Origin of the sequence: Campylobacter concisus (assembly GCF_003048555.1) — a bacterium.
GTDB classification, from domain to species: Bacteria; Campylobacterota; Campylobacteria; order Campylobacterales; family Campylobacteraceae; genus Campylobacter_A; species Campylobacter_A concisus_AO.
Genome location: NZ_PIRR01000030.1, coordinates 1 through 24,518, shown reverse-complemented (window position 1 = coordinate 24,518; position 24,518 = coordinate 1). Strand labels below are relative to the sequence as shown.

Genomic DNA, 24,518 nt, shown 5'->3' with positions numbered 1-24,518 from the left:
AATTTAAATATTGATTTATAGGCTTATTTTGGATTTTATCTTTTGTATGATTTTAATTTATCCATTAAATTTGATGTAAAAATATTTGTAAAAAATCAGTTAAACTTTTATAATTTTCAAAAATAACATATTTCGTTGTAGTTTAAAAATTTAAGCGATTGTGGTAGAAAATTTAGCTAACCTATCTTTTTTGCTTGTTTTAGTTTTATACTCATATAACGATCTGCGCTACACTCGTTAGTCTAATAACTCCAAGCTAAGCCTATAATTTACCTATTAAATTTGCCTGCCATGGCTTTGTAGATATTTAGCTCGTCTTGTAAAAGTGTGTATTTTGCTTTTAATAGCCCTATTTTGGCTTCTAGCTCGCTATTTTTTGCTTCCAAAAACTGCTTTAACTCAACCTTGCCATAAGAGTATTTTAGCTCGTAAATTTTTGAAATTTCCTCATAGTTTTTTATCTGCTCTTGATAGTTTATAAACAGCACTTCGTCGTTTAGATAGCCTTTGTAAAATGCGTCTATTTCGTTTAATGCGCTATTTAGAGTGCTTATGTAGTTTAGCTTTGCAAGCTCGAAATTTGCCTCGCTAACCTTTAAATTTGACTTTAGCTTGTGATAGTTTAAAAATGGTAAATTTAAAGCGATGTTGCCATTTAGAAATTTAAGGCTAAAGGCTTCCTCTTTTTTGTCGGTGTTGCTTTTAAGGCTCGTTCCTAGCATGATGCTTGGATAAAACTCTTTTTGACTCGCTTTGTAGTTTGATATGCCCTCTTCTATGCGGTAAATGGCCGCTCTTAGATCAGGGCGGTTTGCTATGGCACTTGTTGGCACATCTAGATCAACGCCCACTCTTTTAACGGGACTTAGTATGAGGTCTTCAAATTTAAGCTCAAATTCTGGCCTCTCGTTTAGCAAAATCCTAAGCGTTTTTTTAGCAGTCACAAGATCTTTTTTGGCACTTTCTATCTTATTTTGAGCGCTTAAAAGCTGTGAGTTTATCTGTTTTAGGCTTAGCGCCTCCTCTTTGCCAAGCTTAAATTTAAGCCCAACTATCTCATTTAGCTTGTTATAAATTTCTAAAATTTGTTCATAAGTTTTTATGCTCTCGTTTAGATATAAAATTTGAAAATAAGCGTCTGCCACGGAGTTTATCACGCTTAGTTTGCTAGCCTTTAGATCAAATTTAGTAGCCCTTGCTTCAAACATCGCTGCGTCTTTGCTGTTTGCTAGCTTTTGCCAAAGATCAAGCTCGTAGCTAAGCCCTATGCTTGAGCCAAAACTTCTAGTGACCGCGCCGCCCTCTTTTATGTTTTTACTACTTCCAGCCTCAAAACCAGCGTTAAAACTTGGGATTAAATTTGCTTGCAAAACGCCAGCTTGAGCGAGCGCTTTATTTACATTTATCGCAGCTTTTGCAAGGTCGGTGTTGTTTTTAAGCGCAAGCTCTACAAGCTCATCAAGGTAGCTTTGATGATACTCTTTCCACCAAGAAGTATCCACACCAAGCTCTCTACTGGCGTTATCTTCAAGTAAAATTTGCTTGTAGTTTTCATCTATATTTTTAACAGCGCAGCCGCTTAAAACAAGTACTAAAGCTAAGCTTAGAAATTTCATATTACTCCCTTGAAAGCGCATCTATTGGATTTAGTTTTGAGGCATTTTTGGCAGGCATATAGCCAAAGATGATGCCAATGGCCATCGACGTGACAAGTGCAAGTACTATCGAGCCGTTTGAAAAGATCATGCTAAAACCATCTAAAAAGTTGTTGAAAATGTAGCCAATAGCGTAGGAAAAGGCTATACCAATAGCTCCGCCGATAAGGCAAAGTAGCACCGCCTCTATCAAAAACTGCTGCAAGATGTTGCTCTCTCTGGCTCCGATCGCCATTTTTATGCCTATCTCTTTGGTGCGCTCTGTAACTGAGACTAACATGATATTCATCACGCCTATGCCACCAACCACTAGCGATACGACGGCGATACTTGATATTAGAAGGCGCATGGTTGAGATCGTCTCTTCGATAGTTTGCTTGATGCTATCAGAATTTCTTGTAAAGAAGTCTTTTTTGCCGTGTTTTATCGTTAAAAGATCGGTTAGGCTCTTTTCTGCGATCTGAGCATTTACACTCTCATTTACTTTTACGGTTATTGAGCTAATAAATTTATCGCCCGTTATCTTGTTTATCACAGTCGTGTATGGAGCATAAATCTTAAGTGAGCTAGCATCACCGACTTTAAACTCATCTTTTTGTAAAACACCTATAATGCGAAGTGGCTTTTTATTAAAAAGAATAATCTTACCGATAGGGTCTTCGTTTTTAAATATACTATTTTTGGTGTTTTGGTCTATTAGTGTGACAGAATCTGAGTTTAAAACCTCGTCCTCATCGTAAATTCTTCCTTTTTCTAGCTTTAGTCCATTTACGTCAAAGCTCCCTACTCCACCGCCCTTTAATGTCGCTGTTAAGGAGATATTTTCATACGTTAGTACGCCTGAAGTGCTTGTGTTTGGAGTGACTGAGTCAAGAAACGACTGTTTTGAGAGCATATTTGCGTCACTTATAGAGAGCGTTTTTACCCTGCCTGAGAGCATATCGCCAAAGCCTTTTCCTGGCATTATGTCGATCGTATTTGTGCCGATCTTTCTGATGCCAGCTAAAATTTGCTCTTGTGAGCCTTTGCCAAGAGCTACGACGCTAATGACCGCAGTTATGCCAATTATAATGCCAAGCATGGTTAAAAGCGATCTTAGTTTGTGAGCTAGCATCGCATTTACCGACATTTTAAAGCTTTCAATTAGCTGATCTTTATAGTAGGTAAATTTGCTTTTTTCTGGCTGAGTTTGCTTTTTGGCCTCGTAAATTTCACTATTTTTTACGTTATCGTTTACGATGTTGCCATCTTTTATCTCGATCACTCTACTCGCGTACTCGGCGATCTTTGGGTCGTGCGTGACGATGATGATGGTGTGGCCTTTTTTGTAAAGATCAACTAAAATTTCCATCACCCTAAGCCCACTTTTGCTATCAAGTGCACCTGTTGGCTCATCAGCCAAGATGATCTCGCCACCATTCATCAGCGCCCTTGCTATGGAAACCCTTTGCTGCTGTCCGCCTGAGAGCTTATTTGGTAAATTTTTCGCTTTTTCGCTAAGACCAAGAGAGTCTAAAATTTCCATCCCTCTTTTTTCTCGCTCGCTCTTGTTTGCACCTGCGTAGATACTAGGCAAAGCTACGTTTTCAAGGGCGTTCATCGTGCTAAGAAGGTTGTATCTTTGAAAGATAAAGCCAAATTTATCTCGTCTAAGCTTGGCAAGCGAGTCGCTATCAAATTTTGATATATCTTTGCCATCTAGCAAGTACTGCCCGCTACTTGGGCTATCAAGGCAGCCAAGGATGTTCATTAGGGTTGATTTTCCAGAGCCAGACTGACCGATTATAGCTATAAATTCACCCTTTTTTATCTCTAAATTTATGCCATGAAGAATTTCTATCTCATTGTCACCTAGCTTGAAGCTTTTGGTGATGTTTTTTAGGTTTATCACCTAAAATCTCCTTTGTTCTTTTTCGATCATCTTGGCGATCTCGCTTGATGAGCCTTGAGATGTGATGATCTCGTCGCCTTCGTTTACACCGCTAATGATCTGTGTATCAAGGTTGTCTTTTATGCCAGTTTTAACCTCTGTTTTTACTGCCTTGCCATCTTTTAGTAGATATACGTAAGAATTTCCTTTTTCATCTTTCTTGATACCAACGCTTGGTGCGATGATGGCGTCCTCGACATTTGCTATTAAAAGCTCATTTTGCGTGGTCATACCTATTCTTAAAATTCCATCTTTGTTATCAACGATACTTTGCGCGTAATAATAGACCGCCGAGCTGCTAGAGCTACTTGAGCTTGAAGACTTGGTGCTTGATGAGCTGGTGTAACTGCCATCACTTAGTGTGGTGAGCCCCGGGTCGATCGAGCTAACTGTTGTTTGAAATTTCTTCGTTGGCTCAGATAGGATCGAGTATTCAACTGGCGTGCCGACTTTTATCTTTGTGATGTCGCCCTCGGCTATTTGCATCTTCATCTTGACATAGCTAAGATCTGCGATCTTTACGATAGTTGGTGTAGTTTGGTTGGCATTTACAGTCTGTCCCTCTTCAACCTGCACGCTTACTATTATGCCATCCCTTGGGGCGGTGATCTTTGTGTAGCCTAAATTTATCTTAGCGGTGCTTAGCTCGATATTTGTCTGCTTTATCTGAGCTTCAAGCTCCTTTATCTTGGCACTATTTGCGCTATAAGTATTTTTTGCGCTTTCAAATTCTTGCTTTGAAGTGGCGTTTTTAGAAAAGAGTGCTTTTTCTCTATCAAACTGCGTTTTAGAGATATTTAGAGCCACTTTTGCGCTTTCAAGCTGAGCTTTGTAGATAGCAAGCTGAGCTTCTTTATTGTCTATGCTATTTTGCTGTGTCGAGCTATCGATACTTGCGATCATATCACCTTTTTTGACCTGATCTCCAAGCTTAACATAGAGTTTTTTTATCTGGCCGCTCACCTGAGCACCCACATCAACTAGCTCGGTAGCGAAAATTTCTCCAGTCGCATCGACTTTTTTACTGAATGAACCTTTCTTTGCCTTTTTGGTGATAAATTCCACCCTTTCATCTTTTATCTTAAAAAAATTATCATAGATAAAATATCCACCGATGCCTAAAATAAGTAGGACTATTAAAATTTTAGATTTTTTCATTACTTCTCTTTGTAAAAAATTGGTCAATTTTACTTAATAAGATTAAAATTCTCTTTAAACTTCCTCTTTTGCCATGCCAGCCTCTATCAAAAACCTACTTGGCTGATAATTCACCTTCTTTATCTTGTCGTATTTTGCATAGCTAAGATAGAGCTCGTCTTTTGCTCTGGTTACGGCTACATAAAAGAGCCTCCTCTCCTCTTCTAGGCTACCGCCCATGCTCATTAGCTTTAAATTTGGAAAGCGGTTTTGCGCGAGATCGACGATAAAAACTTGGTCAAACTCAAGCCCCTTGCTCGCATGTACGCTAAGCAAGCTAACACCCTGCCCTTCGCTCATCTCGTTGCTTCCAAGGGCTAAGAAGTTGTAAAATTTACTGATGTCTTGATATTTTTTAGCTAGCTCGCTTAGCACCACGCTCTTTGCCATTATGCGCTCTTTAACCTCTTCTTTGAGCGCCAGATCGACGTTGCCGTTTTTTAGAGTTGCCCTTTTTGTGCTGATGTTTTCGACGATTAGTGAGTAAATTTTGCTAGTTTTTATCTCGTTTATCATCGTGGCTGGCTTTGAGATATTTCTCATGCCTCTTAAAAAGTTGTAAATTTCATATAAAAACTGCGCCCCACTCTCGCTTAGTTTTTGTAGTTTTAGCACAGGATGACCTAGAAATTTATCACTAAAGCCAAGCTTAGAAAACCTTGAAACTTCGGCAAATTCGTCAAGATCATCAAAAAGTCCCAGCTGGTAGTTTCGCCTTTTGTTTGATGAGATATTTACGCTCTCATCTGGCTCAACTATCCCTTTTATCAAATTTTCATGTCCAAGCTTAAGCAGTGCGTCAAAAATTTCTTTGCTAACGGCGCTGCCAACGCCCTTTGCGTATTCGCAGATGTGGATAAATGCCATTATATCTTTTGGATTGACATAAATTCCCATGATGTCGATGAGTGCCTTGATCTCGCGGCTCTCAAAGAAGCTCACCCCACCCTTTCGCTTCGAGCCAATACCTCGCTCTTTTAGCGCGACCTCGATACCATCAGCTGATGAGTTATTTCTAAAAATTATGGCGATATTTTCTCTATTAAATGGCGAGAGCGAGATGATATCAGCGATGTTTTGATACTGATCAAAAAGTTCGTTATAGACTAGCAGCCTTGGAGGCTTGAAATTTCCCTCGCGGCTAACTGTGAGGTGCTTTTCATAAAGCCTTGGGTTATTGTTTATGACCTTATTTGCAAGGGCAAGTATGCTCGAGCTTGAGCGGTAATTTACATTTAAAGCATAGATATTTGCATTTGGAAAGCGATCTTTAAATGAGCCAATGATCTCGATATTTGCGCCGTTAAATGCGTAGATACTCTGGTCAAAATCGCCCACGCAAAAGAGACTCTTTGTCTTAAATGCGTCTATTAGGCTGCCTTGAAGCGTGTTTGTGTCTTGATACTCGTCGATCAAAATTTCATCATAAGCTAAATTTGCTCCCTTTTTTAGCTCGTCGCGCATTTTTATGAGAAGGTCGTTAAAATCAGCGTAGGCAAATTTGGCCTTTTCAGCTTCAAACTCCTCTAAAACATCTTCATAAATTTCAGCATAAACGCCCTGCTCTTCGCTCTTATCGCTTATCCATTTGCCAAAAGTAGTGCCTTGCTCGCTATTTTGAAATAGCGAGTAAAGGTCGTATAGATATGCCCCGCCGTAAGGCTTGACGTCGCTTAAATGGTAAAATTTACGCCTCTCAACAAGACTTTTTAAAAGCGTCTTTAGCTCGCTTGGCTGCTTTAGTGTGACGCCTTTATCAAGGCTTTTTAAAAGCGAAAATGAGACCGAGTGGAAGGTGCCTGCGGTGATTTTAGAAGTGATTTGTTTATCAAAATACCTATTTAAGCGCTCTATCATCTCGCTGGCTGCTTTATTGGTGAAAGTTAGAAGCAAAATTTTTTCTGGTTTTACGCCCAAATTTAGCAAATGAGCGATGCGTGCGACAATGGTGCTAGTCTTGCCAGTGCCAGCTGAAGCGATGATGAGATTGTGTCCAAATGGCGCAGTTGCGGCAGTATATTGTTCTTTGTTTAACCTAGATAAGGGCATTGTTTCCTCTTTTTAAAAAGGCCTAATTATAGCTACTTAAACTTTAACGGCTATAATCACAGACATGAAAAAGCTTAAAATTTTAAAATCAATTATCCTATTTTTGGCATTTTTATTTGGCATTTTTTTGCTATTAGATCAAATTTATCCATTAAATTTAGATGCACTAAAAAAAGATGAAGCCAAAATTTTACGTGATAAAAATGGAAACATTATAAATATGAAGCTTAGTAGTGATGGGATTTGGAGATTTCACGAGCAAAATTTTCCAAATTCGCTAAAACAAAGCGTCGTGCTGTTTGAGGATAGATACTTTTACTACCATTTTGGCGTAAATTTTGCCTCTATTTTTAGAGCTTTGATCCACAACATAAAAAGTGACAACCGCATAGGGGCTAGCACTATCACGATGCAAGTAGCTAGGATGCTTGAGCCAAGTGATCGAAGCTATAAAAATAAGGTAAGAGAAATTTTTAGAGCGTTTCAGCTTGAGCTTCACTTTAGTAAAGATGAGATTTTAAATTTCTACCTAAATTTAGCCCCTTATGGCGGAAATATCGAAGGTGCAAAGGCGGCTAGCTTCTTTTACTTTGGCAAGGAGCTAAATGAGCTAAGCTACGCTCAGGCAGCACTTTTAAGCACGATACCTAAAAATCCAAATAAAAATAGACTTGACCGCGTCTCAAACATAAACGCCCTAAAAAATAGGGTCATAAAGATGCTTTACAAGGCAAATTTGATAGATCTTAGTGCTTTTAAAAGAGCGCAGGCTGAGCCATTTAAAAATGTAAGAGCAAAAGCTATCGTAACCGCGGAAGATTATGCAAATGTCGCTTTTAAAAACCAAATTTCAAAGGCGAGTTTGGATCTAAATTTACAAAAAGATATGCTTAAAATTTTAAAAGATACGATGTTTTCGCTAAAGGCTAAAAATGCAAACAACGCAGCAGCCGTGCTCATTGATAATAAAAAAATGAGTGTTGTTGCCTTCATCGGCTCGCATGATGAGCATGCGCGTGACGGTAAAAACTCAGCCCTAAATATGAAGCGAAATACCGGCAGCACGCTAAAGCCTTTTATCTACTCGCTTGCGCTTGATAGCGGGCTTATCACGCCAAATTCGCAGTTAATTGATACGCAAATTTATATAAAAGAGTATGCCCCAAAGAATTTTAGTAATGATTTTTTAGGTATCGTAAGCGCGAAAGATGCTCTAAATTTCAGCCTAAATATTCCGGTTATAAATTTAAACTTAAAACTAAAAGACAATTCGCTTTACGAACTACTTGAAAAGGTAAATTTAGTAGATGAAAATAAGGAGTATTACGGAGCTTCTATAACGCTTGGAAGTGCTGAAATGAGCCTACTTGATCTTGCTCATCTTTATACTATTTATGCAAATGACGGCATTTATAGGCCACTTGAGTTTGCAGGAAAAAACTACAAAAATGAAGAGAAAAATGTAACTCTCATCTCACCTCAAAGTGCTTATTTAACCGCTAAAATGCTAAGCGAAGCCTCAAGATCATATCTAAAAAATGCTTGGCAGTATGCCCAAAATACGCCCAAAATAGCCTTTAAAACTGGCACAAGCGCAAACTCACGCGATCTTTACGCCATAGGCGTTGATGAAAATTACACAATTGCTATTTGGATTGGAAATTTTAATGCCAGTAAAACCGATAAATTAACAGGACTAAATGACGTATCAAAGAGCCTTTTTGATATGTTTAAGATAATTGCTCAAAAAGAGAAATTAAGATTTATAAGTGAGCCAGATGGCATAGAAAAGCTGCCAACCTGCCTTGATGCCTTTAACTATGAAAAGTGCAAAAAAATGGCACTTGATGATAGGATAAAGGGTGTAGATTTAAAAGATAAATGCGAAAGTTTAAGAGGCGAAGAGCTTGATTTTTTGGTTAAAAATGAGCTTTTGGATAAAGATGAGATACAAAAAAGTCCTTGTGCTGAAATTTTTAAAGATAAAAAGCCAGTTTTTGCCTATCCATATGACAATGAAGAGATAGTGACAGATGAAAATATTACACAAGTTATGGTAAAATGCTACGCGTTTTTAGGCGATGAAATTTACCTAAAAATAGATGATTCGAACTTTTCTAAGATAGAAAATGCAAGCGAAAAAAAGTTTGATCTAACTCTTGGCGAGCACAGCATAAAATGCCTTGATCAAAACTCAAATCAAAGTGAAATAACAATAAAAATAAGGAGATAAAATGTGGCAAAAAGTAGCACTTCTAGCACTTTTGGGAATGACAAATTTATATGCTTTGAGCCTAAATGGTACAGCACAGATAAAATCGCCACTAAGCGTAGAGTTTGGACTAGAAGATAAAGTAGATAAAAATTTTGTTGGTATGCTAAGCAATAAAAAGCTACTTTTGTGCCAACCAGCATTAAATGGTACGGTTAGATTCAATAATCAAAGCTTGCTACTTTTTACAAAAGATATGCACGCTGGTTTGGATTATAGCTGCAAGCTTGAAAACGGAAGTGCTGCTAGTTTTACCACGAAAGAATTTGAGCTAACAAAGATAGAAAAAATAAGCGATAGCAAATATATAGTTAAATTTAATGATGAAGTAAATATTGAAGCTATCAAAAATATTGCTGTAAAAGAAGCAAAATTTAAAGCGATTGAGCTTTCTAACAATAGCTTTGAGCTTAATCTTGATAAAAATTTAAGCAATCCAGTTTTTGATTTTGGTGAAAAATTTGAGAGCAAATTTGGTGCAACGCTTTCAGGTGAAACGATAGTAAATTTTGCAGATGAAATAAGCGAAGAAAGCGTAAATATAAATGATAATGCAAAGAGTCTTGAGATACCAGAAATTTATCCAGTGAGCCTTGATAATGGCATCTTGGGCTTTAGAATTTATCTAAAAAATTGGCTTGATGACGACATTAACTTAAAAAAATTTATAAACATTAAAGGTGTAAAAAACTTTAGCATTAGTGACGTTAAATATAGTGACAACTATGAAGAAAACTCAGAACTTAGCGAATATTATTACTACATTGATATTACAAGTGACGATTTTAAGCCACAAAATAGTTATGAAATCACCATTAAGCCAGGCTTTGGCGATGATAGAAATGTAGTAAGAGAAGAAAGTAGCTATGAAGTAGTAGCTGGCAATCTCACTCCATTTGCAAATTTTATAAATAATGAGCCATATATCTCAAGCGTCGGTGAGATCGGTATCAGAAGTGCAAATTTGCCTGAGTTAAATGTAAGCATTGAAAAGCTAAGCGATCAAAATTTTAGATATTTCTTAAATTTTAATGACAATAACGAAGAGTTAAGCAACTTCAGCACAAAAGTAGCAAGCAAAAGTTATAAGCTTGATGGCGCATTAAATGAAATTTCTCTAAATAAAATCAAACTTGACTTTGCTGGAGCTGGAGACGGCGTTTATAAGATAAATTTAAACTACGGCAAGGATAAGAGCGTCTCAAAAGTAGTCTATCTAAGTGATATCGCCGTAAATGCAAAGCTTGGCAAGGATGAAATTTTCGTATTTGCAAATCGTCTTGGCGAAAATACAATGCTTCCAAACGCAAATGTGAAAATTTATGGCAAAAAGAACGAAGAAATCGCAGTTGGTGCGACAAATGATATAGGCGTTTTTAAATTTAACAAAAAAGATATTTACAAAGATATCTCTTCGGTGGTTGTCTCTCTTGGAAAAGAGCAAAATTTTCTTATTTTAAAAGAAGACGAAGCGTTAAATGAAGCAAAATTTATGAGCCAAAATGCCAGTGAGAGTATCGATGCGTACGTTCATTTTGCTTCAAATATTATAAGACCAAATGAGAGTTTAAAGGGTGCAATCTACCTAAGGGATAGAGATTTTAATCCTTTAAAAAATATGCCTGTAAAGATAAAATTTTTCGATCCACAAGGCAAAAGTAGTGCTGAAATTTCAAAAAATACAAATGACGTTGGCATGGTAAATTTTGAAAAAGAGATACTAAGCGATCTTAGCGGTAGATTTAATATGCAAGTAATTTATGCAAGCAAAGTGATCTCAAATGTGCCATTTTTTGTTGAGAGTTTTATGCCAAATAGGATAAAAAATGAGATAACACTTGAGAGAGATAAATTCTTCGCAAATGAGCTTATTAGAGCCAATCTAGCTAGTAACTATCTCTTTGGTGGCGCTGCTAGCGAGCTTGATGGCAGCATGCAGGTGAGCTTTTTTGATGATGAATATAAAAATAGCGAGTTTAAAGAGTATAAATTTAAAAACAATACGCTAAAGCCGAGTGCTTATCCATCTTTTGAAAACGATCTCACTCTTTCAAAAGATGGTAAATCAAGCCAAATGATAGATCTTAGCTTTAGCACTAAAAATGCCTCTTCTATCATAACAGGCGTGATAAATTTCAATGTAAATGATGATGGTAAAAACGTAAGCGACACAAAAAGCTTTACGCTCTATCCTTACAAAGATATGGTCGGTATCGCAGCAAGCACGACATTTGCTGAGCCAAACGAAGATGTAAAAATAAGAACGGTTGTAGTAGATATGTCAAGTCAAAAGGCCGTAAAATCAAATTTAAAATTTGACATAAAACGTGTTACTTGGCAATACCAAAGAGATGCAAATGGCTATATAAAGTGGTTTCAAACGCTAGAAGATGTGGATAATTTTTATAAAGACAATGGCGAGTTTAGCTACAAATTTACACAAAGCGGCTCATATGTGATCATCGCTACAAATCTAGTAAGTGGAGCAAGCACAAGCCTTGATATGGACGTAAGTGGCTACAACTACTCTACTCTAGCGCCTACAAAAGAGCTTAGTAAATCTCAAATCAAACTAAATAAAAATATCTACAAAAAAGGCGATGAACTAAGTGCTGATATAAGCTCAGCTATAAAAGAAGGCATCGCCCTTGTTACACTTGAAGATGGTGGCGTGAAAGCCTACAAGGTTGTTAAGATAAAGAATAACTCAGCAAATGTGAAATTTAAACTTGACTTTGATTTTAGCGGACTTTACGTGAGTGCAAATATCTACCGCATGACAGATGGTGGATTAACTCCATTTAGAACTTACGGTAAGGTTTATGCTAAAGCTGATAAGTCATCAAGGATACTTGATCTAAGCCTTGATGCACCAAATACGGCAAAAAGCGATGAAAATATAAAAATTTCTTTAAAAACAAAGCCAAAAGCTTATGTGAATTTATTTATCACAGATGTTGGCGTGCTTGATATAACGTCACAAAAGCCAGCCGATCCACTTAAATTTTTTGACAAAATTTTACCAGATGGCGTTTTTGACTATGACATTTATAATATGCTCACAAACTATAAGGTCGAGGGCAAAACTTTAAGCTTTGGTGGCGATATGGCGGCACTTGCTATGGAGGCAAAAATGGCAAAACATGCTAGCCCAGTCGATAGTAAAAAGGTAAAAACATATGCAAATTTAGTAAGCCTTCAAGCTGACGATAATGGTGAAATTTCATACGAGTTTAAAACGCCAAATGGCTTTAACTCTGCCATTAGAGTAGATGTCGTGGCAAATAATGAAAATAGTATGAATGCGGTAAATAAAGAAATTTTAGTAAAAGATGATGTGATTATCAAGCCAAGTGCGTTCGTTTATCTGCTAAAAGGCGATGAGTTAAATGCGAACTTAAGACTCATAAACACAACAAATGAGGATAAAAATTTAACCATAAAAGTGGCTAGCAGTAAAAATTTAAGCATCAAAACAAAAGAAAATATAAATTTAAAGCCGCTTGAGAATAAAGCCTTTACGTTTAAAATTTCAGCTCTTGAAGCTGGAGCTGGCGAATACAATATAACAATAAGCGACAAAAACAGCTCAAAAACTGCTCAAAATTTACTTGATGTAGTTAATCCTTATACGATAAGCACCTATGCAAAAAGTAGCGTCTTTGATAAAGAGAGCATGATCTCGCTTCCAAAAGGCTTTCACAATATTAGTATAGATGCGTCAAGCTCGGTCTCAAGCGTACTATTAGCAGCTTCTAAAAATTTAGTCGAGTACCCTTACGGATGTGCGGAGCAAAGGAGCTCAAGACTGCTTGCGCTTTTAAATTTAAAGCCAAAAGATGAGCTTGAAAAAAATGATCAAAAGAGATTTATTGCAAGCGGTATGAGTGAACTAATTAAGATGCAAAAACCAGATGGTAGCTTTGGCTACTGGAGCGATCTAAGTAGTACAAATGCATTTGCTTCGATCTATGCAACTGATGTGCTGCTTGATCTTGAAGAGGCTGGATATGAGCTAAATAAAAATGTAAAGCAAAGAGCATTAAATTCGCTCTTAAAATATACGAACACAGATATTGAAGCCCTATATGCTATCTATGTAAGCTCCCGCGCAAATGTTGCTGATAAATCAGTGCTAAATAAAATTTATGACCACAAAGCTTACAATACGACTGCGCTTAATAAATATCTAATGGCAGCGGCTCTAAAGCTAAACGGCTTAAATGACGAAGCAAAGGTGGCGCTAAAAGATATTAAAAAAGCTCAGATAGCTGATTACAGCAGGGATTATTCTAGCTTTGGCTCAAAGATGAGAGACAATGCATTTATCTTGTATCTGCATGCAAAATATTTTGAGAGAAACGACTACTCAGATGATCTTGCAAATTTCTTGATCACAAATTTAAATGAGCTTAGCTCAACGCAGGAGCGTGCATTTACCCTTAGAGCGCTAAATGCTTACTTTGGCAAAGATAGCGGTGAAAAAAATAATAAATTTAAGCTTAGCTACAATGGCGAAAGCAAAGAATTTGACGGCCTTTTAAGCGTATCGTTTACAGCAAAAGATGGAAATTTTACCATCACTCCACTTGGTGAAAATAAGCTATACGCCACCGTCTTAAGCTACGCTTATGTGCCACTTGAGATTAAGCATAAAATAGAGCCAAAAGAGCTTGATATTTATAGAACGTTTGTCGATGAAAAAGGCAAAGAGCTAGGTCTTGACAGCCTAAGAGTAAATGATGTTGTCTATTCAAAAATAGTGATAAATTCTAAAGCTATGGTTAAAAATGGTGTAATAAACGAGATCGTAAGCAGCTGCTTTGAGCCAATAAATGAAAATCTAAGTGGTTTTAATAAGAGTCTTAAAGATAGCATTGAGCTTGAGTATCAGAGCATAAAAGATGATCGCGTTTTAAGTTTTTATGCATTAGATAGTGATAAGAGAGAGGCTGTGCTTTATACGCCTTATCGTGTAAGACTTGGCGGTAAATGCTCACTTGGCGCAGTCACTACTGAAAATATGTATAACGAAAGGCAAAACGACTACGACCTAGCTCAGCGAAGCTTTACTGTTAAATAAGTCATATAAATTTTGGGGCGTTTAACCGCCCCAAGCCCATATTTCCCCACTTTTGCAAAGATTTTTTTAAACAAATTTTAGATAACATTAAGCATTTTTTAAACGAAAGAGGATACAAAAGTGGCAGAATTTTACAATGCAAAAGAGATAGAAGATAAATTTTATAAAATTTGGGAAGAACGCGGATACTTTGAGATAGACGCGAACAAAGATATCCAAAAAGATGGACGTAAATTTTGCATTATGATGCCACCTCCAAACGTGACTGGCTCGCTTCACATCGGACACGCCCTAACCTTCACACTCCAAGATATCATGACTCGCTACAAGAGGATGGATGGCTACAAGACGCTTTGGCAGCCAGGACTTGACCATGCTGGTATCGCTACTCAAAATGTCGTTGAAAAGCAGCTTTTAGCTCAAGGCATCAAAAAAGAGGAGCTTGGACGCGAGAAATTTGTAGAAAAAGTGTGGGAGTGGAAAGAAAAAAGCGGTGGCATGATCGTGCATCAGATGCGTAAGCTTGGCATCACTCCGGCTTGGTCTCGCCAGAGATTTACCATGGATGAGGGCCTAAGAAAAGCTGTAAAAAAAGCCTTTGTAAATTTATACGACAAAGGACTAATTGTCCAGAAAAACTACATGATAAACTGGTGTACGCATGATGGCGCTCTTTCTGACATCGAGGTCGAGCACAAGGAGAACAAAGGTAAGCTTTATCATTTGAGATACTACTTTGCAGACAAGCCAAGCGAATTTGTTGTAGTGGCGACAACTCGTCCAGAAACATATTTTGGCGATACAGCCGTAATGGTAAATCCAAACGACGAGCGCTATAAAAATTTAATCGGTAAAAAGGTGATACTACCTATCATAAATAGAGAGATCGAGATCATCGCAGACGAGCACGTTGATATGGAGTTTGGAACAGGCCTTGTTAAGGTCACACCTGCACACGATCAAAACGACTACGAGGTAGGCAAAAAGCACAACCTTGAGTTTATCACCGTCTTTGATGAGAAAGGCATTTTAAACGACAAGTGCGATAAATTTGCAGGTCTTGAAAGGCTTGAGGCTAGAGATATCGTGGTAGCCGAGCTTGAAAAACTTGGTAATGTTGAAAAGATAGAGGACTACGAAAATCAAGTGGGATACTGCTACCGCTGCAAAAACGTCGTAGAGCCATACATCTCAAAGCAGTGGTTTGTCAAAAAAGAGATCGCAGACGAAGCGATACAAAAGGTCTCAGAGGGTCTTGCTAAATTTTACCCACCGCACTGGATAAACAGCTTTAACGCGTGGATGAGAGAGCTAAGAGACTGGTGTATCTCACGCCAGCTTTGGTGGGGACACCAAATTCCAGTATTTTACTGCGATGATTGCGGTCATATGTGGGCTGACGAAGGTGAGCCATGCGAGTGCAAAAAGTGTAAAAGTAAAAACATCCACCAAGACCCAGACGTGCTAGATACGTGGTTTAGCTCTGGTCTTTGGCCATTTAGTACGCTTGGCTGGGGCAATGAAAATGAGCTTAAAAATGAAAAATGGTTTGAGGGAGACCTCGCTGAGTTTTATCCAAACAACCTACTAATCACTGGCTTTGATATATTGTTTTTCTGGGTTGCTAGGATGATGTTTCAGGGTGAAAATGCCCTTGGTAAGTTGCCATTTGACGATATCTATCTGCACGCGCTTGTAAAGGATGAATTCGGCAGAAAGATGAGCAAGAGTCTTGGTAACGTCATCGATCCGCTTGATAGCATAAATGAGTATAGCGCCGATATCTTGCGCTTTACGCTAACGCTTTTAGCTGTTCAAGGACGCGATATCAAGCTAAGCGACGCCAAGATGAAGCAGGTAAGAAATTTCACCAACAAGCTTTATAATGCGAGCAAATACCTCATGCTAAATGAGAGTAAATTTCCAAATTTAGAGGATATCAAGCTTCAAACAAAGCTTGGAATTTATATGAATAGCCGCTTTAACGAGTGCGTGAGAGAGGTGCGTGAAAACATCGACGCCTACCGCTTTAATGACGCAGCAAACACACTTTATAAATTCCTTTGGGACGAGTTTTGCGACTGGGGTATTGAGCTAAGCAAGGCTGATAAAGCGAGCGTAAAAGAGCTTGGAAGTATATTTAAAGAGGCGATGAAACTGCTAAATCCTTTCATGCCGTTTCTTTCAGAGTATCTATCTCAAGAGCTTAGCGGCACACAGCTTGAAAATGCAAAATCAATAATGGTGATGAGCTATCCAGAGGTAAAAGAGCGAAATTTAGATGTTGAGAAGAAATTTGAGCTAGTTATCGAAGCAATCGTAGCTATTCGCCGTGCAAAAGCGACTATCGATCTTGGCAACTCAAAGATCGCAAAAGCCTTTGTTAAATTTAATGAAAAAATCGATCTTGACGAGGTTAAAGAGTACATCAAGTTGCTTGCAAAATGCGAGGAGATTGGCTTTGTAGATGAGAAAATCGAAAATTCAATAAGAGACGTGAGCGAAAATTTAGAAGCATTTGTCCCACTTGAAGGGCTTGATATGAGCGGTATCATCACAAGGCTAAGGTCTCAAAAGACAAAGCTTGAAAAAGAGATAGCCAAACTCTCAGGCATGCTAAATAACCAAAATTTCGTAGCAAACGCACCAAAAGAGGTTATAGAGACGAACAAAGAGGCGCTAGAGAGCGCTGAGGCTAAATTTAAAAAAGTATGTGAAGAATTAGAAGCTCTTGGAGAAAAATAGTGATAAAAATAGAAAATTTAAGTAAATTTTATGGTGATACGCAAATCCTTTTTGATATAAATTTAGAGGTTAAAAAGGGCGAAATTTTTGCTATCGTGGGACACAGTGGCGCTGGCAAATCAACGCTTTTAAGATGCATAAACGGGCTTGAGAGCTATCAAGGTGGCAGCCTAAAAGTCTTTGACAAAGAGATAAAGAATTTAGATGAGATGCAGCAAAGACATTTAAGGCGAGATGTTGGGATGATATTTCAGCATTTTGCATTAATGGCTAGAAAAAATGTCTTTGAAAACGTTGCTACTCCACTTAAATTTTGGGGTTGCAAAAGCGATGAAACTGAAAAAAAAGTAAGAGAACTTTTAAATTTAGTCGGTCTTGAAAATAAGGCAAAAAGCTATCCAAGCGAGCTAAGTGGCGGTCAAAAACAGCGTGTCGCCATCGCCAGAGCACTTGCTTTAAATCCTAAAATTTTATTAAGCGACGAGGCGACTTCGGCTCTTGATCCAAACACGACAAATCAAATTTTAGAGCTGCTTGAAAAGATAAACAAAGAGCTAGACATAAGCGTCGTCATCGTCACGCACGAGATGGAGGTCGTAAAATCGATCGCAAAACGTGCAATACTGCTAGAATGCGGCAAGATCATAGGCTCTGGAAGCATTGAAGAGCTATTTTTAAAGCCAGATGAGAAGATGAAAGAGTTTTTGGGCGAGGTTGAAATTCTGCCAAGCACTGGCACAAATATCAGGCTATTTTTCCCAAAAGAAGTGGCCCAAAATAGCGTGATCACGCATATGGCTAGAAGCCTAAATATCGACTTTAACATAGTTTGGGGCAAGCTTGAGAAGCTAAACGAAAATGTTCTTGGCTCGCTTGTCATAAACATAGATGAAAAAGATAAAGAAAACGTGCTTAACTACATCAAGCAAAGTGGCGTTTTATGGGAGGTTGCTTGATGTTTGGTATTGATTTTTCTAAATTTCCAGATGTTTTTTCTAGGATACTTTTGCCAGCTATCGGCGAAACGCTATATATGAGCATCGTCTCCACCCTACTCGCCTTTGCCATAGGCCTTATACCTGCGGTTTTACTCATCCTTTCAGATAAAGACGGACTAAAGCCAAACAAGCAGCTTTATCTTGTACTTGATATCGTTATAAACGTGCTTAGAAGCTTTCCGTTTATCATTTTAATCATTGTGCTCTTTCCAGTTACAAAAATGATCGTAGGCACAAGTATCGGCACCACAGCTGCGATCGTTCCGCTAACTATTGGAGCGGCTCCATTTGTAGCAAGGCTCATTGAAAATGCCCTAAAAGAGGTTGATAAAGGCATAATTGAAGCTGCCCAAAGCTTTGGAAGCTCGAAATTTCAGATCATCTTTAGAGTGATGTTTGTAGAGGCACTTCCTGGCATTATCTCGGCATTTACGCTAACTCTTATCGTAAATATCGGCTTTTCAGCGATGGCTGGTGCGGTTGGCGGTGGCGGACTAGGATCTGTCGCTATAAACTACGGATATCAAAGATTTCGCCCAGATATCATGCTCTACACCGTGGTTATTCTTATCATTATGGTTCAAATTTTTCAAGTTTTAGGTAACTACTTATATAAAATTTCTAAAAAATAGGCCTTTGTTTTTATCTGATTTTAAGCTTTTTTCCTTAAAATTGCCCGAATTAATTTTTAGCTGAAAGGATAAAAGATGAAATCAGATATGTGCCACATGTGCCGCCTAGTAAAAAACGCGTTGTCGAAAGACTAATCTCTAAGCACAAAATTTCTTTTTAAGTGCTTAGAACTAGCTTAAGCGCTTAAAAAGAAATTTAATCCTCTAGCTTAAATTTATCCTTTTTTGGTGCTTGGCAAATTTTAAAAAAGGATAATAAATGAAAAAACTACTTCTTACCTCTTTAGTTGCTTTTGGTCTTAGTGTAAGTGCAAATGCAGCTGATAAATCAAAAACAATAATCGTTGGTGCTACACCTATCCCTCATGCTGAAATTTTAGAGGTTGTAAAGCCTATTTTGGCAAAAGATGGCTATACGCTTGAGATTAAAGAATTTAACGACTACACCACGCCAAATCTTGCAACAGAAGATGGCGATTTAGATGCAAATTTCTTTCAACACCTTCCATATTTGGACGAATTTAACAAAAACAAAGGCACTCACCTTGTAAAAACAGTTGGCGTGCACCTCGAGCCAATGGGCGTTTATTCTAAAAAGATAAAAGACATCAAAGATCTAAAAGATGGTTCGACCGTATCTATCCCAAATGATCCGACGAATGAAAGCCGTGCTTTAGATATCCTTGCAAATGCTGGACTTATTAAGCTAAACGATAATCCACTAAAAACTCCGCTTGATATAGTTGATAACCCTAAAAAGCTTAAATTTGAAGAGATCGAGACTGCTCAAGTGCCAAGAACGCTTGATGACGTTACTATCGCGGTTATTAACACAAACTATGCTCTAAATGCTAATCTTAATCCGGTAAAAGACGCGCTTGTGCTTGAAAGCAAAAATAGCCCGTATGTAAACTACGTTGTAGTAAAGTCTGGTAACGAAAATAGCCCTAAAATAAAGGCTCTTGATAAAGCAATAAACTCATCAGAAGTTAAGAAATTTATCGAGATAAAATATAACGGCGCTATTCTTCCAGCATTTTAATTAAAATTTTAAATAAGCGACGTAAAAGCTTTTACCTTTTTAGCGTCGCTTAAACCAAACAAAAAAGGAAAAACAATGAAATTTATCAAACTTTTAATCGCATCTTTAGTTGCTCTAAGCCTTCACGCAGCCGACAAGGACCACACTATCGTAGTCGGCGTCTCGCCAGTACCACACGCTGAAATTTTAGAATTTGTAAAGCCAAAGCTAAAAGATAAAGGCTATGACCTTGTTATCTCTGAAATTTCAGACTACTCTATCCCAAATGTCGCAACAGAAGATGGCAGTTTGGATGCAAATTTCTTTCAGCATTTACCATATCTTGAGGAGCAAAACAAGGCTAGAGGCTTGCATCTTGTAAGTGTTGCAAATGTCCATGTCGAGCCACTTGGCTTTTACTCTAAAAAGATAAAAAACATAAAAGAGTTAAAAGATGGTGCAAAAGTTGCGATCGCTTATGATCCATCAAATGGCAACAGAGCGCTTAGAATTTTAGAAAAAGCTGGCCTTATCGAGATCGATAAAAACGTAAAAGTTGCAACTATAAATGACATAACTAAAAATTCTAAAAATTTACAATTTGTAGAGCTTGAAGGTGCTCAGATACCAAGAACGCTTGATGATGTCGATATCGCTGCCATTAGTACAAATTTCGTCCTTGATCTTGGTATGAGCGTGGCAAAAGATGCACTTTTGCTTGAAGACGCTAATAGTCCTTACGCTAACATCATCGTCACAAAGGCTGGCAACGAAAATAACCCTAAGATCAAAGCTTTGATTGATGCGGTGCTTAGCCCTGATACTAAAAATTTCATCATTACTCGCTATAAAGGCGAAGTTATACCTGCATTTTAAAAATTGGGCGAGCTTTCGCCCTATTTTGCTTCTACTTTCATCTGGTTTTAATAAGCTACAAACTCTCTTTATTTTTGTCAAAAAGCTTAAGCTATGCTTTGCTAAAATGGCTCACTTTAAAATTTTTCAGGAATTTAAATGCTGCATGATGTTATTGATTTTATAGTTGCGAGCGTAAGTAGCTGGGGTTATGCTGGCATATTTGTGATGATGTTTTTAGAAAGCTCATTTTTTCCATTTCCAAGTGAGGTAGCGATGATACCAGCTGGTTATTTGGCGCATAAAGGTGAAATGAGTTTAATTTTGGCCTTTCTTGCAGGTACGCTTGGAAGCCTGCTTGGAGCTATTTTTAACTACTATCTTTGCTACTTTTTGGGGCGTGAAATCGTTTTAAAATACGGCAAATTTGTGGGAATTACTCACGAAAAAATGGATAAATTTGAAGCATTTTTCAATAAACACGGCGAAATTTCTACATTTAACTCACGTCTGATTCCTGGTATTCGTCAATACATCAGCCTACCAGCCGGACTTGCTAAGATGAACATTTCTAGATTTTGCCTATTTACCACGCTAGGAGCTGGGATTTGGTGTGCTGTTTTGCTTGGAGTTGGCTATTTTATAGGCTCAAACCCTGATAAACAGACACTTTTAATAATCACGATCGCTCTTTTGGCTGTTGTTGCAGTAATAAGTGCTATCTATATAATAAAGCAAAGAAAAGCCTAAATACATATAAAAATATGTAAAATTTAGTGTATTTCATAAAATTTTTATTTGTGGTATTTAGTTAGATTTAACCTAGCAAATCGCCCTCATCTTCTCTAATCTAGCTAAATTTCTTGAAATTTTTTCTAGTTCGCTTTGCTCGTACACCTCGGCACCAGAGTAGAAAAATCTCACATTTGAAGTTAAATTTGCATTTGAAATTGCAAGCCCAAGCTCGCTAACAAGGCGATTTATTGTCCCTTCGTTGCCATCAATTATGCTTATATTTGACGGCAAAATTTCTCTTAGGCTATCTTTAAAATAGTTAAAGTGCGTGCAGCCAAGCACTAAAAACCCAAATTTGCTTAGATCAAATTTGGCTAACTCTTCTTTTAGATATGATTTTACGTTTTTGGTATCAAATTCCCCATTTTCAGCAAAATTTACAAGGCGAGGTAGAGCGAGCAGCTCGGTTTTATCTTTTGCGTTTAAATTTGTGATTAGCTCTTTTAGTTTTGCGCCATTTACGGTGACTGGAGTGGCGATTACAAGCGTTTTTAGAGCGTCATTATGGCTTAAGTCATGAGCCTTTTTTACGGCTGGCTCCATACCGATTATAGGTACATTTAAATTTGCTCTAAGCTCTTTTATCGCTACACTAGTTGCTGTGTTACAAGCTACTACAACGGCGTTTGCGCCATTTTCTATGAGAAATTTCACCGCATCAAAGCTAAATTTTAAGATCTCATCCCTGCTCTTTTGTCCGTATGGGACATTTTTCACGTCTGCGTAATATAAAAATTCATGCTCGCTAAGCTTGCTTAAAGCTTCATTTAAGACACTCAGTCCACCAAGTCCTGAGTCAAATATACCTATCTTCATGCCCTTCCTTAAAGCCTGCAATTATAGCAAATAATATCTTTGTAAGCCGTTTTTTATTATACTTTGGCACTTTTTAAACTTGGAGTTAAATTTTGGCAGTTGATAAGATCATTTTCTATCTTTGTTCGACTTTGATCGCTATAAGCATTATTTTTTCATTATCTTTGCCAGTTTTTACGGTTTTATTTTTTAATTACGACGAATTTCACTTTTTTATTCGACAGTTCATTGTTGGTTGTATCGGAATTTTCATTATGTGGTGGCTTTCTAGGCTTAATCCTGAAAAGACGCTTGTTTGGATAGGATTTGGACTTCTTATATCTTGCGGTATTGCCATGGGGCTAATGCATGCATTGCCAGCTTCAATGGTGACTGACGCTGGTGGTGCTAGACGTTGGATCAGGCTACCTGGCTTTTCACTAGCTCCAGTTGAGTTTTTTAAAATCGGTTTTGTCTACTTCTTAGCTTGGAGTTTTACTAGAAAATTTAGTGAAGGCAAAAGAACCTTGCTAGATGAGATTAAGATACTTATGCCTTATATCATTCTTTTTGGTGTTGCTATCTTTCTTATCGCTGTTATGCAAAATGACCTTGGTCAAGTGGTCGTGCTAGCGCTTACATTTGTGACGATGGCACTTTTCGCAGGAGCAAGTGCAAGACTTTTTAGTATCGGTATCTTAGGAGCTGCTTTTGTTATGACAGTAGCGATAATCAGCTCTGAGCATAGAATTTTACGTATAAAGTCATGGTGGGGCACGATACAAAATATGGTACTTTCTTTCTTACCTGATAGCGTTGCAGATGTATTAAGAGTAGCTGATGCGCCAGAACCATATCAAATTTCTCACTCATTAAACGCTATAAAGCATGGCGAATTTTTCGGCGAAGGGCTTGGCGCTGGTATCTTTAAGCTTGGCTTTTTAAGTGAAGTCCATACCGACTTTGTGCTAGCTGGTATCGCTGAAGAGGTTGGTGTATTTGGTATTTTGTGTATCGTAGCTATATTTATAACGCTACTTTATAGAATTTTTAGAATTTCAGCCAGAAGCGAAAATAAGGTCTATCATCTATTTACGCTTGGCGTCGGGCTTATCTTATCGTTTTCATTTTTAATGAATAGCTATGGCATTACATCGATCACGCCTATCAAAGGTATTGCTGTGCCATTTCTTAGTTACGGCGGTAGCTCTGTGCTTGCAATTTGTATCGGTATCGGCATGGTTTTGATGGTTAGTAAAAGGGCAAAATTATGATTGTTATTTGTGGTGGAGGCACTGGTGGGCATTTAGCGATCGCAAGAAGCTTTTGCGAGGAGCTTAATGCTCGTGGCATTAAGCCTATTTTTATTGGTTCAACTAGTGGGCAAGATAAATTTTGGTTTGAAAATGACGAGAATTTTTTACAAAAATTTTTCTTACCAAGTAGTGGCGTAGTAAATAAAAGAGGCTTTGCTAAACTAAAATCACTAACAAATATCGTAAATCTTGCTCTAAAATGTAGAAAAATTTTTAAGCAAAATGACGTTAAGGCAGTCATTAGCGTTGGTGGCTATTCAGCAGCTCCAGCGGCTATTGCAGCCATTATCTCAAAAGTGCCGCTTTTTATCCACGAACAAAATGCTGTAATGGGCAAATTAAATAAAATTTTAAAGCCTTATGCAAAAGGCTTTTTTAGCTCTTATGATGAAGCTTCGCCCTACCCTTATCCCGTAGCAAAGAAATTTTTCGATAGTGCAAGAGTGAGAGAGGAACTAAAGACTATTTTGTTTTTAGGAGGCTCGCAAGGCGCAAAAGCGATAAACGAGCTAGCTATAAATTTAGCTCCATATCTTAAAGAAAAAGGCATAAAAATAATTCATCAATGTGGTAAAAATGGCTTTGATGAACTTAAAAAAAGATATGATGAACTTGGCTTTAATGAAACGAATTTAGAAATTTTTGAATTTAGTAAAGAGATAGAAAATAAGATGAGCAAGGCTGACCTTGCCATATCAAGAGCAGGAGCTAGCTCGCTTTGGGAGCTTTGTGCAAACGCCCTTCCATCTATCTTTGTGCCATTTCCTTATGCTGCTGGCAATCACCAGTTTTATAACGCTAAATTTTTAAAAGATAAGGGCATTGCTGAAATTTGCTTGCAAAATGGAGAAATTTTAGACAAAGATGAAGTTATAAGAATGATAGAAAATTTCGATCTAAACAAAAGCAGTAAAGCTCTAAAAGAGATCCTTTTGCCAAATGGAGCAAAAGAGATAATTGATAAAATTTTAAACTAGCTCCTCGCCTATCGCACAAGCTTTTAGTTCTTTTAGCTCAAAAATTAAGTAGTGATAAATAAGCTCATTTGTATTTAAAATTTTTGCACTAAAGACTGGTTTTATCATAGTTATTATCTTATCAGTTATACCCGCGATCTCCACTAGCAAAAGCTCATCTTTACGTTGCTTTGCAGCCTCTGTCTCCTCTACACATCT

15 protein-coding genes and 1 pseudogene are annotated in these 24,518 nt (G+C 37.6%); 10 read left to right on the top strand and 6 right to left on the bottom strand.

What is annotated here, in order from left to right; genetic code table 11:
• Positions 1-269 precede the first annotated feature (269 nt).
• From CVS92_RS06560 to CVS92_RS06545, 4 genes are read right to left on the bottom strand one after another with little or no spacing between them, the layout of a single operon-like run.
• The gene (locus tag CVS92_RS06560) at positions 270-1,616 is read right to left on the bottom strand and encodes a TolC family protein (protein ID WP_107788936.1); all 1,347 of its coding nucleotides are present in this window, start codon (positions 1,614-1,616) and stop codon (positions 270-272) included.
• Position 1,617: 1 nt separating this feature from the next.
• Positions 1,618-3,546: a MacB family efflux pump subunit gene (locus CVS92_RS06555; protein WP_107788935.1), complete on the bottom strand. Its 1,929-nt coding sequence runs from the start codon at positions 3,544-3,546 to the stop codon at positions 1,618-1,620.
• The gene (locus CVS92_RS06550; protein ID WP_107788934.1) at positions 3,547-4,743 is read right to left on the bottom strand and encodes an efflux RND transporter periplasmic adaptor subunit; all 1,197 of its coding nucleotides are present in this window, start codon (positions 4,741-4,743) and stop codon (positions 3,547-3,549) included.
• Positions 4,744-4,797: 54 nt separating this feature from the next.
• Positions 4,798-6,831 (bottom strand): ATP-dependent helicase, encoded by a 2,034-nt coding sequence (locus CVS92_RS06545; protein ID WP_107788933.1) that lies wholly within the window; start codon positions 6,829-6,831, stop codon positions 4,798-4,800.
• Between the two features lie 64 nt (positions 6,832-6,895).
• On the opposite strand from CVS92_RS06545, the gene pbpC reads away from it, so the two are divergent.
• The 8 genes from pbpC to CVS92_RS06505 all read left to right on the top strand — a co-directional run bounded on the left by pbpC (position 6,896) and on the right by CVS92_RS06505 (position 21,187).
• Positions 6,896-9,064, top strand: coding sequence for a penicillin-binding protein 1C (pbpC, locus tag CVS92_RS06540; RefSeq protein ID WP_107788932.1), 2,169 nt, complete (start codon positions 6,896-6,898; stop codon positions 9,062-9,064).
• Between the two features lies 1 nt (position 9,065).
• Positions 9,066-14,186: an alpha-2-macroglobulin family protein gene (locus tag CVS92_RS06535; protein WP_107788931.1), complete on the top strand. Its 5,121-nt coding sequence runs from the start codon at positions 9,066-9,068 to the stop codon at positions 14,184-14,186.
• A gap of 120 nt (positions 14,187-14,306) precedes the next feature.
• Positions 14,307-16,931, top strand: coding sequence for a valine--tRNA ligase (locus tag CVS92_RS06530; RefSeq protein WP_107788930.1), 2,625 nt, complete (start codon positions 14,307-14,309; stop codon positions 16,929-16,931).
• Positions 16,931-17,887 carry a methionine ABC transporter ATP-binding protein gene (locus tag CVS92_RS06525; protein WP_107788929.1) on the top strand — a complete coding sequence of 319 codons (957 nt, stop codon included), beginning with the start codon at positions 16,931-16,933 and terminating at the stop codon, positions 17,885-17,887. Before CVS92_RS06530 ends, CVS92_RS06525 begins: the two co-directional genes overlap by 1 nt.
• On the top strand, positions 17,887-18,561 hold the full coding sequence (locus CVS92_RS06520) for a methionine ABC transporter permease (RefSeq protein ID WP_107788928.1): 675 nt from the start codon (positions 17,887-17,889) through the stop codon (positions 18,559-18,561). The genes CVS92_RS06525 and CVS92_RS06520 overlap by 1 nt, the downstream gene beginning before the upstream one ends.
• Positions 18,562-18,820: 259 nt before the next feature.
• Positions 18,821-19,603 carry a MetQ/NlpA family ABC transporter substrate-binding protein gene (locus tag CVS92_RS06515; RefSeq protein WP_107788927.1) on the top strand — a complete coding sequence of 261 codons (783 nt, stop codon included), beginning with the start codon at positions 18,821-18,823 and terminating at the stop codon, positions 19,601-19,603.
• A 75-nt stretch (positions 19,604-19,678) separates the two neighbouring features.
• Positions 19,679-20,458 carry a MetQ/NlpA family ABC transporter substrate-binding protein gene (locus tag CVS92_RS06510; protein ID WP_107788926.1) on the top strand — a complete coding sequence of 260 codons (780 nt, stop codon included), beginning with the start codon at positions 19,679-19,681 and terminating at the stop codon, positions 20,456-20,458.
• 138 nt (positions 20,459-20,596) lie between these two features.
• Complete coding sequence (locus tag CVS92_RS06505) at positions 20,597-21,187, top strand: DedA family protein (protein ID WP_107788925.1); 591 nt, start codon at positions 20,597-20,599, stop codon at positions 21,185-21,187.
• A gap of 72 nt (positions 21,188-21,259) precedes the next feature.
• Here CVS92_RS06505 and murI read toward each other — a convergent pair whose 3' ends face one another.
• On the bottom strand, positions 21,260-22,048 hold the full coding sequence (gene murI, locus CVS92_RS06500) for a glutamate racemase (protein WP_107788924.1): 789 nt from the start codon (positions 22,046-22,048) through the stop codon (positions 21,260-21,262).
• A gap of 92 nt (positions 22,049-22,140) precedes the next feature.
• Here murI and CVS92_RS06495 point away from each other — a divergent pair, with 92 nt between their 5' ends.
• Positions 22,141-23,301, top strand: a complete 1,161-nt coding sequence (locus tag CVS92_RS06495) for an FtsW/RodA/SpoVE family cell cycle protein (protein WP_021091312.1) — start codon at positions 22,141-22,143, stop codon at positions 23,299-23,301.
• Positions 23,298-24,320 carry an undecaprenyldiphospho-muramoylpentapeptide beta-N-acetylglucosaminyltransferase gene (gene murG, locus CVS92_RS06490; protein WP_107788923.1) on the top strand — a complete coding sequence of 341 codons (1,023 nt, stop codon included), beginning with the start codon at positions 23,298-23,300 and terminating at the stop codon, positions 24,318-24,320. Before CVS92_RS06495 ends, murG begins: the two co-directional genes overlap by 4 nt.
• Here the strand turns inward: murG and CVS92_RS06485 are convergent.
• A pseudogene (locus CVS92_RS06485) lies at positions 24,312-24,518 on the bottom strand (hypothetical protein); the annotation flags it as partial. The gene murG and the pseudogene CVS92_RS06485 sit on opposite strands and share 9 nt — an antisense overlap.